The sequence below is a fragment of the Caballeronia sp. AZ7_KS35 genome (assembly GCF_023631045.1).
Taxonomy (GTDB): Bacteria; Pseudomonadota; Gammaproteobacteria; order Burkholderiales; family Burkholderiaceae; genus Caballeronia; species Caballeronia zhejiangensis.
Genome location: NZ_JALQDV010000001.1, coordinates 445,288 through 460,853, shown reverse-complemented (window position 1 = coordinate 460,853; position 15,566 = coordinate 445,288). Strand labels below are relative to the sequence as shown.

18 protein-coding genes are annotated in these 15,566 nt (G+C 62.7%); 3 read left to right on the top strand and 15 right to left on the bottom strand.

What is annotated here, in order from left to right:
• Positions 1-6: 6 nt before the first annotated feature.
• The 3 genes from NCT05_RS02255 to NCT05_RS02245 all read right to left on the bottom strand — a co-directional run bounded on the left by NCT05_RS02255 (position 7) and on the right by NCT05_RS02245 (position 3,007).
• Positions 7-1,014, bottom strand: a complete 1,008-nt coding sequence (locus tag NCT05_RS02255; protein WP_008351738.1) for an SIS domain-containing protein — start codon at positions 1,012-1,014, stop codon at positions 7-9.
• Positions 1,007-2,110, bottom strand: coding sequence for an N-acetylglucosamine-6-phosphate deacetylase (nagA, locus tag NCT05_RS02250; protein ID WP_008351739.1), 1,104 nt, complete (start codon positions 2,108-2,110; stop codon positions 1,007-1,009). The genes NCT05_RS02255 and nagA overlap by 8 nt, the downstream gene beginning before the upstream one ends.
• A gap of 162 nt (positions 2,111-2,272) precedes the next feature.
• A complete protein-coding gene (locus NCT05_RS02245) occupies positions 2,273-3,007 on the bottom strand; it encodes a GntR family transcriptional regulator (protein ID WP_008351740.1) in 735 nt (244 codons plus the stop codon).
• A gap of 198 nt (positions 3,008-3,205) precedes the next feature.
• Here NCT05_RS02245 and NCT05_RS02240 point away from each other — a divergent pair, with 198 nt between their 5' ends.
• The gene (locus tag NCT05_RS02240; RefSeq protein WP_239294310.1) at positions 3,206-4,249 is read left to right on the top strand and encodes a bifunctional helix-turn-helix transcriptional regulator/GNAT family N-acetyltransferase; all 1,044 of its coding nucleotides are present in this window, start codon (positions 3,206-3,208) and stop codon (positions 4,247-4,249) included.
• Between the two features lie 58 nt (positions 4,250-4,307).
• Here NCT05_RS02240 and NCT05_RS02235 read toward each other — a convergent pair whose 3' ends face one another.
• Complete coding sequence (locus NCT05_RS02235) at positions 4,308-5,120, bottom strand: MetQ/NlpA family ABC transporter substrate-binding protein (protein WP_008351742.1); 813 nt, start codon at positions 5,118-5,120, stop codon at positions 4,308-4,310.
• Between the two features lie 201 nt (positions 5,121-5,321).
• On the opposite strand from NCT05_RS02235, the gene NCT05_RS02230 reads away from it, so the two are divergent.
• A complete protein-coding gene (locus NCT05_RS02230) occupies positions 5,322-5,621 on the top strand; it encodes a YciI family protein (protein WP_034470513.1) in 300 nt (99 codons plus the stop codon).
• Between the two features lie 34 nt (positions 5,622-5,655).
• Here the strand turns inward: NCT05_RS02230 and NCT05_RS02225 are convergent, their stop codons facing one another.
• The 5 genes from NCT05_RS02225 to NCT05_RS02205 are packed head-to-tail and all read right to left on the bottom strand — an operon-like array spanning position 5,656 to position 9,759.
• Positions 5,656-6,246, bottom strand: coding sequence for an SCO family protein (locus NCT05_RS02225; RefSeq protein WP_008351744.1), 591 nt, complete (start codon positions 6,244-6,246; stop codon positions 5,656-5,658).
• Entirely contained in the window at positions 6,243-7,148 is a 906-nt protein-coding gene (gene cyoE, locus NCT05_RS02220; RefSeq protein WP_008351745.1) for a heme o synthase, read from the bottom strand. Before cyoE ends, NCT05_RS02225 begins: the two co-directional genes overlap by 4 nt.
• A gap of 9 nt (positions 7,149-7,157) precedes the next feature.
• Positions 7,158-8,282 (bottom strand): COX15/CtaA family protein, encoded by a 1,125-nt coding sequence (locus NCT05_RS02215; RefSeq protein WP_008351746.1) that lies wholly within the window; start codon positions 8,280-8,282, stop codon positions 7,158-7,160.
• Between the two features lie 43 nt (positions 8,283-8,325).
• Positions 8,326-8,976, bottom strand: coding sequence for an SCO family protein (locus NCT05_RS02210; protein WP_008351749.1), 651 nt, complete (start codon positions 8,974-8,976; stop codon positions 8,326-8,328).
• A gap of 30 nt (positions 8,977-9,006) precedes the next feature.
• The gene (locus NCT05_RS02205) at positions 9,007-9,759 is read right to left on the bottom strand and encodes an SURF1 family protein (protein ID WP_034470509.1); all 753 of its coding nucleotides are present in this window, start codon (positions 9,757-9,759) and stop codon (positions 9,007-9,009) included.
• Positions 9,760-9,884: 125 nt separating this feature from the next.
• Here NCT05_RS02205 and NCT05_RS02200 point away from each other — a divergent pair, with 125 nt between their 5' ends.
• Entirely contained in the window at positions 9,885-10,094 is a 210-nt protein-coding gene (locus NCT05_RS02200) for a twin transmembrane helix small protein (protein WP_008351753.1), read from the top strand.
• Positions 10,095-10,300: 206 nt separating this feature from the next.
• On the opposite strand, the gene NCT05_RS02195 is transcribed toward NCT05_RS02200, so the two are convergent.
• The 6 genes from NCT05_RS02195 to coxB form a co-directional block, all read right to left on the bottom strand.
• Positions 10,301-11,158, bottom strand: a complete 858-nt coding sequence (locus NCT05_RS02195) for a cytochrome c oxidase subunit 3 (protein WP_008351755.1) — start codon at positions 11,156-11,158, stop codon at positions 10,301-10,303.
• Positions 11,159-11,243: 85 nt separating this feature from the next.
• Positions 11,244-11,447, bottom strand: coding sequence for a DUF2970 domain-containing protein (locus tag NCT05_RS02190; RefSeq protein WP_008351758.1), 204 nt, complete (start codon positions 11,445-11,447; stop codon positions 11,244-11,246).
• A 5-nt stretch (positions 11,448-11,452) separates the two neighbouring features.
• Positions 11,453-12,025, bottom strand: a complete 573-nt coding sequence (locus NCT05_RS02185; protein WP_250501687.1) for a cytochrome c oxidase assembly protein — start codon at positions 12,023-12,025, stop codon at positions 11,453-11,455.
• A gap of 9 nt (positions 12,026-12,034) precedes the next feature.
• The gene (locus NCT05_RS02180; protein ID WP_008351762.1) at positions 12,035-12,175 is read right to left on the bottom strand and encodes a cytochrome oxidase small assembly protein; all 141 of its coding nucleotides are present in this window, start codon (positions 12,173-12,175) and stop codon (positions 12,035-12,037) included.
• Positions 12,176-12,237: 62 nt separating this feature from the next.
• Complete coding sequence (ctaD, locus tag NCT05_RS02175; protein ID WP_008351764.1) at positions 12,238-13,848, bottom strand: cytochrome c oxidase subunit I; 1,611 nt, start codon at positions 13,846-13,848, stop codon at positions 12,238-12,240.
• A 97-nt stretch (positions 13,849-13,945) separates the two neighbouring features.
• Positions 13,946-15,559 carry a cytochrome c oxidase subunit II gene (coxB, locus tag NCT05_RS02170; protein ID WP_008351767.1) on the bottom strand — a complete coding sequence of 538 codons (1,614 nt, stop codon included), beginning with the start codon at positions 15,557-15,559 and terminating at the stop codon, positions 13,946-13,948.
• Positions 15,560-15,566: the final 7 nt, after the last annotated feature.

The following is a 15,566-nucleotide window of genomic DNA, read 5'->3' as shown; positions in this document are numbered from 1 at the left end:
TCTCACTCAATGGGTTTCGGTGACCTTGTTCAGGTGGCGCGGCGCGTCGGGATTGCGCCCGCGCGCGGCGGCCAGACCCGCGGCCATCACGTAGAACGAAAGAATCGCGGCGATCGGATCGAGCGCGGGATGGTCCGTGGCGACGAGCGGCAGTTCCGCTTCGGCGACGTCGGCTGGGGCTGCGAGCAGCACGCGCGCGCCGCGGGCACGCATATCGGCGGCAAGCTGGATGAGACCCGCCTGCTCCGGCCCGCGCGGCGCGAACACGAGCAGCGGATAGTCGCGGTCGATGATCTCCATCGGACCGTGACGCACTTCTGCGCTGGAAAACGCTTCGGCCTGAATGCCCGACGTTTCCTTCAGCTTGAGCGCGGCTTCCTGCGCGATGGCGAGGCCGAGGCCGCGCCCGATCACGATCATGCGATCGACGCTCTTCAGTTCGTCGACGGCGCGCGTCCAGTCGAGCTTGCCGGCGGCGCGCAGCTTCTCGGGCAGCGAATCGAGCGCCTTCAGCAATTCGACGTCGCGCTGAACGTGCGCGATCACGATCGCGGAAAGCGACAGCATCGCGATATAGCTCTTGGTCGCGGCAACCGACAGTTCGGGACCGGCGAGCAGCGGCAGGAAGTATTCGCACGCGCTTTCGAGCGGCGAACCGGAGACGTTGACGGCCGCGACGGTGAACGCCCCCGCGTCGCGCAGCGCCTGCATGGTGCCGACGAGATCGGGGCTCTTGCCCGACTGCGAGAACGCGACGGCCAGTTGGCCCGAGACACGCAGCGGCGCCTGCTGCAACGTCGCGACGGACATCGGCAGCGATGCGACCGGCACGCCGATGCGGCTCATCGTCAGGCTTGCGAAATAACTGGCGGCGTGGTCGGAACTGCCGCGCGCGACCGTGAGCGCGACATTGCGCGGCTGTTCCTTGAGCTTTTCCGCGAGTTCTTCGATGCGCGAGGTATCGGCGAGCTGGGCCGCGACGACGTCGGCGGACTCGAGCGCCTCATTAAGCATATTCGACAATTGATTCTCCTTCGACGTACGTGGCGGTCAGCGCGTGTTCCCGGTCGAGCACGACGAGATCGGCCCAAGCGCCGCGCGCGATGCGGCCGCGGTCTTCGAGTCCGAGATAGTCGGCGGGGAAACGCGACAGGCGATTCGAGACGTCCGCGAGCGGAATGCCCAGCGAGACGAGATTGCGCAGCGCCTGATCCATCGTCAGGGTGCTGCCGGCGAGCGTGCCGTCCGCGAGGCGCACACCGCCCATGCATTTGGTGACGTGCTGGCTGCCGAGGCGATATTCGCCGTCGGGCATACCGGCCGCCGAGGTGCTGTCGGTCACGACGTAGAGACGCGGAATCGCGCGCATCGCGGCCCGAATCGCGCCCGGATGAACGTGCAGCAGATCAGGAATCAGTTCCGCGTATTCGGCATGCGCGAGCGCCGCGCCAACCATGCCCGGGTCGCGGTGATGCAGCGGCGACATTGCGTTGAACAGATGCGTGAAGCCGCGCGCGCCGTGCTTGAGCGCGTTCACGGCGTCGTCGTATGTGCCGAGCGAATGGCCGAGCTGCACACGCACGCCGCGCGCCGCGAGGTCCGAAATAATGTCGAGATGACCGGAGATTTCCGGCGCGATCGTGACGACGCGGATCGGCGCGAGATCGAGATACTTCAGCACTTCGTCGCGCACCGCGACGGCGGCCGCGTCCGGCTGCGCGCCGAGCTTGCCGGGATTGATGTACGGACCTTCCAGGTGCACGCCGAGCATGCGCGCGCCGCCCGCCGCGCGGTGTTTGGCCTGTTCGCCGAGACCCGCGACGACGCTCATGAGTTCGTCGCGCGGCGCGGTCATCGTGGTGGCGAGCAGGCTCGTCGTGCCGTGCTGCGCGTGCTGGCGGGCAACGGTGTCCGCCGCGTCGCCGCCTTCCATGATGTCGCGCCCGCCGCCGCCGTGAACGTGCAGATCGATAAAGCCCGGCAGGATGTAGGGCGCGTCGTTGGCGAGCGGATCGGCGATATGTCCTTCGAGCGCCGTCACGCGGCCGTTCTCGAAGCGGACCGTGCCGTGGATCCAGCCATCGGTCGTGAGTATGTTTCCTTTCAGCATGAATTTCTCTGGAAGTACGCGATGCATGGATGAGGTTCAGTGCCGTCCGCGCCGTGCTGCGAGCAGGCTTTCGTCGCGAAAGAAGCGAACGGCGTCCTTGGGTCCTCTCGTTCTCTGTTTGCTCTCTTGATGCGTCCGGATTAAGCGCGTCTGTGCCGACGCTTATCGATGCAGTTCCGCGACGAAGTCGTAGTAGTCGTCGCGACAGTAGGTGTCCGTCAATTCGATCGCGCGTTGATCCGCCGAATAGCCGATGCGCGTGATCACGAGCAGCGCTGCACGCGGCGCGACGCCCATGAGCCGCGCGATCTCCGCGCCGGCGTTCACCGCGCGAAAGTGCTGCAACGCGCGCACCACCGACAGCCCGCGCGCCTCCAGATACCGGTAGAGCGAAGCGCCGATCGCGAGTGGATCGGGCACCGCGGCGACCGGCAACGTTGAATGCTCGACCGCCATCACGATGCCGTCCGCGCGCCGCAACCGCTTCAGGCTTGCAACAGCCGCGCCCGGCGCCAGACCGAGGCGCACGGTTTCATCGCGATTCGCTGCGCGCAGTCCGCGTTCTAGCCAGATCGAATCGGGCGTGAAGCCGCGCTGCTCCATCTTTCGCGTGAAACCGGTGAGACGGGAAAGCGGATCTTCGACGCGCGGCGTGATGAAACTGCCCGCGCCTCGTACGCGCCGGATCAGGCCTTGCTCGACCAGCAGCGCGATGGCCTTTCTCGCGGTGATCCGCGACACGCCCACACCTTCCGACAACGTGCGCTCGGACGGCAGCGCCTCGCCAGCCGACCAGTTGCCCGCGTGGATCGCCGTGGCGAGGCGCGACGCCAACTGAAGATAGAGCGGCGTGTCGCTCCGCGCGTCGGGTGTCAGGTCCTGCCAGCGATGCTCCATCGAAAGCTCTCACCTCAGAAGTGGAGCCCATTATATAACCAACATAATACCAGTCAACGCTAAAGCGGCGTCTCAGAACGAACGTCAAATTTCTCGTTAAATCAACGAGTTAAAAAATGTTTAGCGGCTCGATTCGGAACATGTCTGCTATTGGGACTTACCCGTACACGTAGTCCACTTGCCGAATTGGTTCCTTAATTGCCTGATAACCCATTTTTCGGGCATTTTCGTATTCGCACGGTCGTTCTTCTTTGGCACAATGCATGTATTAATTCGGATTCACAATTAATTTCAACAAAACGAGAGACTAGAGCGATGGGCAGTTCCGATCCGAGCCGGGCCGTCGAAGCGGTGCGCCGTTTCAACCGTTTTTATGCACGCCATACCGGCGCACTCCACGAGCGGCTCCATAAAAGCTGCTTTTCGTTAACTGAAGTTCGCATCCTGCATGAGTTGGCGCAGGACCGGGCTGCCACGGCGGCCGATTTATCGCGCAACCTTGGACTTGATACGGGCTATCTCAGTCGCCTGATCAACAATTTCCAGAAGAACGGCCTCGTGGTACGGCGAAAGAACGAATCGGACGGCAGAGCGCATCTGCTTCATATCACGCCCGAAGCGAAAGCCCAGGTCGATGAGATCGATCTGCACGTATCGGCCGAGGCCGCCGCGCTGCTCAAGCGGCTGACCGCTGCCGAAATCGATCAGCTCTGCACGGCAATGGCGGACGTCGAGCGTCTGCTCTCGCCGCCGAACGCCGAAGGAGAAACGCGACTGCGCGGCCCGCGCGCCGGAGACTTCGGCTGGATGATCGAGCGCCAGGCGCATCTATATAGCGGCGAGCGGCCGAAGCTGGTCAGCGAGGCATGGGCGGCGAACATGGTCGCGAACTTTCTCGCGGAGATGCAGGCGAACACCCCGCGCATCGCGTGTTGGGTGGCGGAGCAGAACAACGCGACGCGCGTCGGTGCCGCGATACTTACTGCGGACTCCGAAAGCCGCGCACGCATCGACATGTTGTTCGTCGAACCGGGCGCGCGGCGTCGCGGACTCGGCGAGCGGCTCGTCGCGGCGTGCACGAACTTCGCGCACGGCGCTCGCTACGAACAGGTGATCTGCCGGCTGGACGAGCCCTACGAAGATTTCTGCGGACTCTTCATGCGAACCGGTTTCACGCCGGTGCAGGAGGGGAGCACGGGCATTCTTTGGCAGCGGCAGTTGCAGCAGATTTGCGTCGACTGATTGCTCCAAGGAAAACGGCGTCCCGCAGGACGCCGTTTCGAAACTCAAGCGATGACATTCAGAACGAAGGCACGACCGAGCCTTTGAACTCGCTCTTCAGGAACTGGCGGACATCTTCCGACTGGTAAGCCGCAACCAGCTTCTTCACCCACGGCTGATCCTTGTCCTTCGCGCGCACCGCGATCAGGTTCGCGTACGGGCTATGCACGTCTTCGAGCGCGATTGCGTCCTTCGTCGGCTGCAGGCCCGCGGCAAGCGCGAAGTTCGTGTTGATCGCGGCGGCATCGACGTCGGCGAGCGTGCGCGGCAATTGCGCGGCGTCGAGTTCGACGAGCTTGATCTTCTTCGGATTCTCCGCCACGTCGAGCGCCGTCGCGTTGTTGCCGTTCGCGCCCGCGCCCGCCTTCAGCTTGATGACGCCTTGCGCTTGCAGCAGCAACAGCGCGCGATTCTCGTTCGACGGATCGTTCGGCACCGCGACCTTCGCGCCTTGCGGGAGATCCTTGAGCGACTTCAGTTTCTTCGAATAGACCCCGAGCGGCGAGATATACGTCAGCCCCGCGTTGACGATCTTGTAGCCGCGCTGCTTGATCTGACTGTCGAGATACGGCTGATGCTGGAAACTGTTTGCATCGAGATCGCCGGCGTCGAGCGCTGCGTTCGGCTGCACGTAGTCGTTGAACTCGATCACTTTCACGTTGAGCCCTTCGCGCTTCGCGACCTTCTGCACGACTTGCCAGATTTGCGCGTCCGGGCCGCTGATGGTGCCGACCTTGATCACCTTGTCGTCGGCGTGAGCGGCGAGGCTCGTGAACAACGCGGCGGAGGCCGCGACTGCGGTAATGGCTTTAAGCAAATTTCTGCGCTGCATGGTGTTCCTGTTTCGATGATGCGTGCTTGCTGGATTGCCTGATTCGTCTCCGATAGATGATCAGACCGGGTGACGGATGTTCGCACAGCATTGGTGCGACGTGAAATACAGATTGCTCATGTGAATATCCGCTGCCACGGGGTACGGCTAGAATCGACAACAGAACATCACAAATCTCGCGAGCCGGAGGCGCATCTCACCATGTACGTCATCAATCTTCGCTACACAGGCGCGCTTGCCGAGATCGACGACGCGCTCGACGCGCATCGCGCCTATCTCGAGCGCTATTTCGCGGCGGGCGTCTTCGTGATGGCGGGACCGAAGGTGCCGCGGGATGGCGGCGTCATCGTGGCGTCAGGCATCGAGCGCGATCGGCTAGATGCGATCGTCGCGGAAGATCCGTTCGCGCAGCAAGGGCTCGCGCACTACGACATCATCGAATTCAAGGCGACGCGGCTCGCGCCGGGTCTGAATCTGCCTGAGCCGTCGCTGGACGGCTGATAAAAGAAGTGGCCCGTTCGGGCCACTTTCGCGATCAGTCGATCAAGATCTTCAGGTCGTGAACCCACGGCTCGACGCCCTGCCCGTCGCGCGCGAAGAGACGCAGCTTGCCGTCCTTGTCGAACACGTAGCTCGCGGCGGTGTGATCCATCGTGTAGTCGTCGGGCGTCTTGCCCTGCGACTTCGCATAGTAGACGCGGAAGTCCTTGGCGAGCTTCGCGAGTTGCGCATCGTCGGCGGGCCGCAGACCGACATACGACGAGTTGAACGCCGCCACGTACTGACCGAGCAGATCGGGCGTGTCGCGCGCCGGGTCGACGGTGACCATCAGCACCTGCACGTCTTTCGCTTTGTCGCCGAGTTGCTGCATCGCTTGGGAGAGCTCGGCGAGCGTCGTCGGGCACACGTCGGGGCAATGCGTATAGCCGAAGAACAGCACCACGGCCTTGCCCTTGAAGTCCGCGAGCGTGCGCGTCTTGCCGTGCGTATCGGGCAAGGCGAAATCGCTGCCGAATTGCTTGTTCCCGGTGATGTCGAGATTCTTGAAATCCGGGGCTTTCTCGCACGCCGAAAGCAGCGCCGCGAAAAACAGCAGCGCGAAGATGCGACGAAGAATGGCCGTCATGCGCCGATCACCGTACGCACGTAGTGATCGACGAGCAGCGCGCCGAACAGCAGCGACAGGTACACGATCGAATAGCGGAAGGTCTTGCGCGCGAGCGCATCGGAATAGTCGCGATACATCTTCCACGCGTAGCCGATGAAACCCGCGCCGAGGGCGATCGCGCTCGCCAGATACACGACGCCGCTCATGCCGGAGATATACGGCATCAGCGTCACGGCGAACAGCACGAGGGTGTAGAGGAAGATGTTGAGCAGCGTGTACTTCTCGCCGTGGGTGATCGGCAACATCGGCAGGCCGGCGTTCTCGTAATCCTTGCGGCGATACAGCGCGAGCGCCCAGAAATGCGGCGGCGTCCACACGAAGATGATCAGCACGAGAATCCATGCGTCGCCGGGCACGTGTCCCGTGACCGCGGCCCATCCGAGCGCCGGCGGCATTGCGCCCGACGCACCGCCGATCACGATGTTCTGCGGCGTGTAAGGCTTGAGCAGCAGCGTGTAGATGACCGCGTAGCCGACGAACGTGGCAATGGTGAGCCACATCGTGAGCGGATTGGTGAACGTGTAGAGCGTCCACATGCCGATGCCGCCGAGCAATGCTGAGAACGTCAAAATCTGCGTGGACGTGATCTGGCCGCGCGCGGACGGTCGCCACGCGGTGCGGCGCATTTTTGCATCGACTTTTTGCTCGACGAGACAATTGATTGCAAATGCCGCGCCGGCCAGCAACCAGATGCCGACGGCGCCGCCGATCAGCTTGTCCCACGGCACCATGCCGGGCGTGGACAGAAACATGCCGATGACGGCACAGAAAACGGCGAGCTGCGTGACGCGCGGCTTGGTCAGCGCGAGATACTGCGATGCGCGGCTGCCGAGTGGGGAGTTGAGTGTCGTGCTATCCATGATGTGGAGTCACGCTGAAACGACGTCGCGCGCGGGAACTGCGGCGCGGCCGGGACGGCTGGAAGAGATTCGAAAGTTTAGCATAACGAGTAGCAGCAACAGGATCGCGGCTCCGCCGTTGTGCGCCACCGCGACCGGCAACGGCCACTGCAGCACGATGTTCGACATGCCCGTCAGGAACTGAAGGACGATCATCAACAATACGCCGTTTGCGGGCTTTCGCAGCGATTCGAAACGTCGCAGTCTCAGCGCGAGCCACAGCAGATAAATCACGACGACGACCGCGAACGTGCGATGCGTCCAGTGAATCGCCACCAACGCGTCCTGCGAGATCACGTCACCGTCGCCGGTCATGCCGAGCGCGCGCCAGAGATGAAAGCCGTGCTCAAAATTCATTGGCGGAACCCACTGGCCGTTGCACAGCGGAAAGTCCGTGCACGCGAGCACCGCGTAATTCGTGCTGACCCAGCCGCCGAGCGCGATCTGCACGACGAGCACCAGCAAGCCGAATGCCGCGGCCGGCATCCAGCGCGCGGCGGCGGCATTCGAAACCGAGTCGAGCGATGGAATCGGCGTCATGCGCGCCGCCAGCCAGCCGAGCACGCCGAGCAGCGCGAGTCCGAGCAGCAGGTGCGTCGTGACGATCACCGGTTGCAGCTTCAGTGTGACGGTCCACGCGCCGAACGCGCCTTGCAGCAGGATAAGCAGCAGAATGCCTGTCGGCCACCACGGCGACACGTGCAGCGGACGCTTCTTGATGCGCGCCGTCCACGCGATGATCACCTGCGCGATGATGAGCACGCCGATCGCCATTGCGAAATAGCGATGCAGCATCTCGATCCACGCCTTCACCATGCTGACGGGACCGGTCGGCATCGCCTGATACGCGGCTGAAATCTGCGCATGGGCGATGAACGGCGACGACGTGCCGTAGCAGCCGGGCCAGTCCGGGCAGCCGAGGCCGGAATCGGTCAGACGCGTGAAGCCGCCGAACATGATGAGATCGAGCGTCAGGAAAGTGGTCAGCCAGACGAGTTTCCTGAACTTGTCGTCATCGGCCTTCACCCATACGTACGAGAGCGGCAGCAGCGCGATGCAGATGCCGATCAGGCCCAGTTGCAATACATAACTCATGTTTAACCTTCAAACCGCGTATTAGCCGCGTTTTAGCCGCGCTTTAGCCGATGCGCGACCACTTCAGGAGCTTTGCCACATCCCCGTTGATCTTCTTCGGATCGGGATTTTTCGGGAAGCGCATCATCAGATTGCCGTTCGGATCAACGAGAAAGATGTGATCCGTGAGCTTTGTGCCGTCATTCACCGGCAGCCACGCCGCGATCGCCTTCTCGTCGGCGACGAGCATGCGCGTGTCCGGCTGCGGATACGCGGACTTGATGACGTCGGCGACCGGCTTGTCATCGGTGCGCAGCCACACGTTCACGACGCGCTCGCGCTCGGCGTTCTGCAACACGCGCACTTGCCGCATGAAATAGAGGCGCGTCGCGCATTGCTCGTCGCAGTCGCTGCCGTTGACGGTGATCATCAGCCATTTGCCTTCGAGCGACTTGAACGGCAGGGTCTGCCCTTTTTCATCGGTGACGACGAGCTGCGCCGGAATCGGGCGCTGCGGATCGATCAGCGTGCCGTAGCTCGATGTGCCGCCCGCGGGCTTGAACACGTAATACATCAGATACGACGCGATCACCGGCGCCGCGCACACGAGCGCGAGCAGCAAAAGCATCCAGCGGCCGCTGATCCAGGAGCCTTTCTTCGCGTTTCCTTGCTGCGTGCGTGTCTTGTCGGTGGCAGCGGAGCGTTGTGATTGCATCGGTGAAAATGTGTCTCTGTTCGTCAGTGTTCAGGCGTGATGCTCGGCTTCATCGTCGGATTCGCCGCCTATGTCGGTTGCATCGCGCTTCTTCCCGGCGCGGCGCGCGGCGTACAGGCCAAACCCGATGGCCGCCGCCGCCATGCCCCACCACTGGAACATGTAGCCGTAATTGCGCTCGACGCCGAGCGTCGGCGCGGGCCAGTCGCGCACGAGCCTGTCGCCGGTATCGTTCGTCTGCTGGATCACGAACGGCTGAAACGCCAGCCCGGTTTCGGCCGCGTACGATCTGATATCCAGGTTCTGGCGGATCTCCTTGTGCGCAGCCGATCCGCCGCTGCCCAGTTCGAACGCCTGCGACGCATTCGCGCGCGCGATCCCCTTCACCTCGACGACGCCTTTCGGCGTCTCATACGGCTCGATGCCCGTGCGGTCCGCCATGTTGCGCGGCAGCCATCCGCGATTGACGAGCACATAGCCGCCGCCCTCGAGTTTAAGCGGCATCACGACATAAAAGCCTGGCTGGTCGTTATAGGGACGATTGTCCAGATACACGACGCGCTCCGGCATGAACTCGCCGCGCGCCTCCACGCGATGGAATTCGATCGACTTGAGCGGCATCGGCTCGACGCCGACTTCGCGCGCGGGCGCATTCTCGAACGCGACGATCTGCGCGTTGAGCGCTTCCTTCTGATGCGCGCGGTCGCGCTGCCAGAAGCCGAGGCGCACCGTGATCGCGACGACGATAAGAATCAGGAGCGCGGGCCAGAACCGGATCTTCATGCCGAACGCCTAACCGTCGGCATCCGGCCGGCCGCTACACGCCGGGTTCCGTCGAGTGAGATAATGAGATAGTCCAAATTCATACTGCTCACCGTCGTTCCTGAGCAAAATCGCTGGCTGGTTTCATGCACATCTTCGTTGCTATCGCATTCATCCTTATCATCGGCAGCCTGGGCTCGGCGCTCTATTTCATGATGACCGACCGGGGCAGGACGAAGCGGATGGTGTGGTCGCTCGCCGCGCGCGTCGGGCTGTCCATCTCGCTCTTCCTTTTCATCCTGTTCGCTCACTGGATGGGCTGGATTCAAACGTCGGGCGTTCCCATCGGACGCTGATCGCGACGATACGCGCAACGCGCGCCTCGCCCCGCGAGGCGAATTGTCGCGCGCGGCGCTAAAACGCACCGCCTCTTCAAACGACAACGCCGCCCCTTGAGACATCGAGGGCGGCGTGTTGATCACTGCTTCTATGCTCTCGGACCGGCGTCGCCGCCGGCCTTGCATCGCGGACGGCGCATCGCGCGCGCCCGCGTCGATATTCCTTACAGCCAGTAGACGACGACGTACAGACCCAGCCACACGACGTCGACGAAGTGCCAGTACCACGCGGCGCCCTCGAACGCGAAGTGGTGCTCCGCCGTGAAGTGACCGCGAATCAGCCGGAACATCACCACTGCCAGCATCGTGCCGCCGAGGAACACGTGGAAACCGTGGAAGCCCGTCAGCAGGAAGAACGTCGAGCCGTACACGCCGGAGTTGAGCGTCAGGTTGAGTTCGTTGTACGCGTGGAAATACTCGTAGCCCTGGCAGAACAGGAAGATGATACCGAGCAGAACAGTCGCGCCCAGCCAGATGATCGCCTTCTTGCGATGATCTTCGCGCAGCGCGTGGTGCGCCACCGTCAGCGTCGCGCCGGAAGACAGCAGAAGCGCCGTGTTGATGGTCGGCAGGGGCCACGGCACCATCGCGCGGAAATGCGGCACGAGCGCGGCGGGGCCGTTGTTCGGCCACACGGCGGTGAAGTCCGGCCAGATCAGCTTGTAGTCGAGGCTGCCGAGTTCGTGCATCGCGATGGCGCGCGCGTAGAACAGCGCGCCGAAGAACGCCGCGAAGAACATCACTTCGGAGAAGATGAACCAGCTCATGCTCCAGCGGTACGACACATCGACACGCTTGCCGTACATGCCGCCTTCGGATTCGGAGATGGCGTCGCCGAACCAGTGCCACAGCACGAACAGCACGAACAGCAAGCCGATAAACGTGCCGGCGGGCCCGAAGCTATGGCCGTTCACCCACGACGCCAGCGAGGCGAGCATGATCAGCAAGCCAGTTGCAGCCATCACCGGATGCCGCGACGGATGCGGCACGAAATAGTACGGGCTCTCGTTTTGACCGCTCATTGTTGATTCTCCACTTCGATCCAGTTGCTTGAATTTTCTTTTGCCGCCGGCTGCAGCGCTTCGCGCGACGCCCGGCGTTTTCCGTCTATCCCACTACCGCGCGCACGATCAGCAACAACACGACGATGAACAGCACCGCCCCGATGATGCCCGCCGCGATCAGATGCAGCGGATTCAACTGCGCGGCGTCGCTCTCCAGGTCGGCCCGGCGGCGCACGCCGAAAAACGACCAGCACACCGCCTTGATGAGCTTGAAGAAACCGCCCTTTTTCGGCGTATCCGCGCTCATGACCGTCACGAGCCCTTCGCCACCGACTTCGGCGTGTTCAGCTCGAAGAACGTGTACGACAGCGTGATCGTCTTCACATCCTTCGGCAGCTTCGGATCGACGACGAACACGACCGGCATGCGCTTGGTCTCGTTCGGCGCGAGCGTCTGCTGCGTGAAACAGAAGCATTCGATCTTCTTGAAATACTCGGTGGCCTGCTTCGGCGCATAGCTCGGAATCGCCTGCGCGTTCACCGTGCGATTCTGCTCGTTGGTCACGTCGTACATGACCGTCATCACTTCGCCGGGATGGATGTCCAGCGAGTTCGGCTCCGGCTTGAACTTCAGCGGGCCGCGCGCGTTCGCATCGAATTCGATCGAGATCGAGCGGCTCATGTCCACTTGCGTGTTCTTCGCCTCGCGCGCGCCGACGTCCTTCTGCACGAGGTTGTTGATGCCGGTGATCTGGCAGATCGCGCGGTACATCGGCACGAGTGCAAAGCCGAAGCCGAACATCAGCGCGGCGACGACGAAGAGCTTGACCAGCATCGACCGGTTGAACGACCGGTCGACATGCGAATTTTCCTGCTGAGTGGACACGTTGCTTTCCTACCCTCGCGACAACAGGTATTGCCTGACGACGATACCCAGAAAGAAGACGGCGGCAACCAACACCATGATGATTCCGAGCCGCTTGTTACCCGCGCGTATTTCCTCGGGCGTGCGTCTTTTTTGTGGATTCGGGGCCATGCTTTCTCTGCTTGCCGGCTGCAAGACTTCCGTGGCGGAAGCCTTGCAAACCTCGATGCTATTTATTCGACCGTCGGCGGATTTTCAAACGTATGGAACGGCGCCGGGCTCGGCACGGTCCATTCGAGGCCTTCCGCGCCATCCCACGGCTTGTCGGATGCCTTCTCCAGCTCGCCGCCGCCACGATACGTCGGCAGCGCGACCGCGAACAGGAAGTACACCTGTGCGAGGCCGAAGCCGAATGCGCCGATCGTCGCGACCTGGTTGAAGTCCGTGAACTGCGCCGGGTAGTCCGCATAACGGCGCGGCATGCCGGCGAGACCCAGGAAGTGCATCGGGAAGAACGTGATGTTGAAGAAGATCATCGACGCCCAGAAGTGGATCTTCCCGCGCATCTCGTTGTACATCCAGCCGGTCCACTTCGGCGCCCAGTAGTACCAGCCTGCGAACAACGCGAAGAGCGAACCCGCCACCAGCACGTAGTGGAAGTGCGCCACGACGTAATAGGTGCCGTGCATCTGGATGTCGAGCGGCGCCATCGACAGGATCAGGCCCGTGAAGCCGCCCATCGTGAACACGAACAGGAAGCCGATCGCGAACAGCATCGGGGTTTCGAACGACAGCGCGCCGCGCCACATCGTCGCCACCCAGTTGAACACCTTCACGCCCGTCGGGACCGCGATCAGCATCGTCGCGTACATGAAGAAGAGCTGGCCCGTCACCGGCATGCCGGTCGCGAACATGTGGTGCGCCCACACCATGAACGACAGGATCGCGATCGATGCCGTCGCGTACACCATCGAGCTATAGCCGAACAGCGGCTTGCGCGAGAACGCCGGAATCACCTGCGACACGATCCCGAACGCCGGCAAGATCATGATGTACACCTCGGGGTGACCGAAGAACCAGAAGATGTGCTGGTACATCACCGGATCGCCGCCGCCCGCCGCGTTGAAGAACGACGTGCCGAAGTGACGGTCGAACAGCACCATCGTGATCGCGCCCGCCAGGACCGGCATCACGGCGATCAGCAGGTACGCGGTGATGAGCCACGTCCACGCGAACATCGGCATCTTCATGAGCGTCATGCCCGGCGCGCGCATGTTCAAAATCGTCACGACGATGTTGATGCCGCCCATGATCGACGACGCGCCCATGATGTGGACCGCGAAAATTGCGAAGTCCATGCCGGGGCCCATCTGCGTGGAGAGCGGCGCGTACAGCGTCCAGCCCGCGGCGGTTGCGCCGCCCGGCACGAAGAACGAGCCGACGAGCAGCACCGCGGCAGCCGGCAGCAGCCAGAAGCTGAAGTTATTCATCCGCGCGAACGCCATGTCCGATGCGCCGATCTGCAGCGGCACCATCCAGTTCGCGAAACCGACGAACGCCGGCATGATCGCGCCGAACACCATGATGAGGCCGTGCATGGTGGTCAGCTGATTGAAGAACTCGGGACGCATGATCTGCAGGCCCGGCTCGAACAGCTCGGCACGGATGCCGAGCGCCATCACGCCTCCGGAGAGGAACATGATGAAGGAGAACAACAGGTACAGCGTACCGATGTCCTTGTGGTTGGTAGCGAAGAGCCACCGGCGCCAGCCATGCGGCGTCTCGTGCGCATGGTCGTGCGCGTGGTCGTGACCTGCGCCTACATCGTGTCCGATGCTAGACATGACAATCATCTCCTAAAGCGAATACTCGGGGCACTTGGCAATGACGCGTGGGACTTTCCGTTGCCGTCCGGCGAAGGAAAGCGCCACGCTCGGCACGTCAAGCAGCCGGACTGATTTCCACGCGACGGGCTTCCTTGTTATCGGCGCCGCCCGTGATGGTTTCCGGTTTCTTCAACACGATGCGGTCTTCCGACACGCCCGCTGCCTTCAGCGCGTCGCGCACGGCTTGCGCGCGGCGCTTGGCGAGATCGGCGTTCTGGTCGGCGTTGCCGGTCGCATCGGTGAATCCCGACAACGCGATCTTCGCGTCCGGATGCGCCTTTGCGTAGGCCGCCGCGGCGTCCACCGCACTCTTCGCGTCGGCGGGCAGCGAATCCTTGCCCGTCTCGAAATAGATGCTGGCGGGCAGCCCGGCGGCTTGCGACGCCTGCGCACCCGATGCAGCCGGCGCGCTCGCTTCGGCCGCCGCGGGCGCGGCACTCGCCGCTTCCGGCGCCGATGCCGCCGCCGCATTGCCGCCGCCTTCGGGCATCTTGCCCGCCTTGGCGTCGATGACCTGCTTCGGTTGCAGCAGATCGCCGGTGTGGTTGCTCCAGCTATTACGCTCGAACGTGACGACCGACGCGATCTCGACGTCGTTCAACACACCTTGCCACGGCGGCATCGCGGCCTTGCCGTGCAGCACGATATTCAGATGCTCGGCGATGGAACCGTTCGCGATCTTCGAGCCGTCGAGCGCCGGGAACTGGCCCGCGCCCTTGCCGGTCGGCTGGTGGCAAACCGCGCAGTTCGACGTGTAAACCTGCTGGCCGCGCGCCATCAGTTCGTCCTTCGTGTACGTCTTGAGCGGATCGTCCTGGCCGGCGGCCATCTTCTTCTTTTGCCCGTCGACCCACTTTGCGTAGTCATCGGCCGACAGCACTTCGACGACCACCGGCATGTACGCGTGCTCCTTGCCGCACAGTTCCGTACAGAATCCGCGATACGTGCCCACCTTCTCGGCCTTGAACCACGTGTCGCGCACGAAGCCCGGAATCGCATCCTGCTTCACGCCGAATGCCGGGACGTACCACGAGTGAACGACATCGTTCGCCGTCGTGATGATGCGGATCTTCTTGTCGACCGGCACGACGAGCGGGTTGTCGACTTCCTGCAGATACAGCGTCGAGATCGGCTTCTGACCGTTCACTTCGCTGCGCGGCGTGGAGAGCGTCGAGAGGAAGCTGATGCCTTCGCCCGGACCCTTCACGTAGTCGTAGCCCCACTTCCACTGATAGCCCGTGACCTTGACGGTGAGATCGGCGTTGGACGTGTCCTTCATCGCGACGACGGCCTTGGTTGCCGGCAGCGCCATCAGAATGACGATGATGAACGGCACGATCGTCCAGATGATTTCGACCGTGGTGCTTTCGTGGAAGTTGGCCGGCTTGAAGCCTTTCGACTTGCGATGCTTGAAGAGCGAATAGAACATCACCCCGAACACGCCAATGAAGATGACGGTGCAGATGATGAGCATGAAGATATGGAGGCCGTAGAGCTCCTCGGCGATCTTCGTCACAGGCTGCTGGAAGTTGATCTCGTTGACAGCGGGACCGCCTGGACTGTTTTCGACCGCCAGGGCTGCACCGGCGGAAAGCAGTGCGCCTGCCGCCAGCACGCCCGAGAGGGCTCGCTTGATTGTTTTCATAGCATCCTTACCCAAATTTTCCATTCAAACC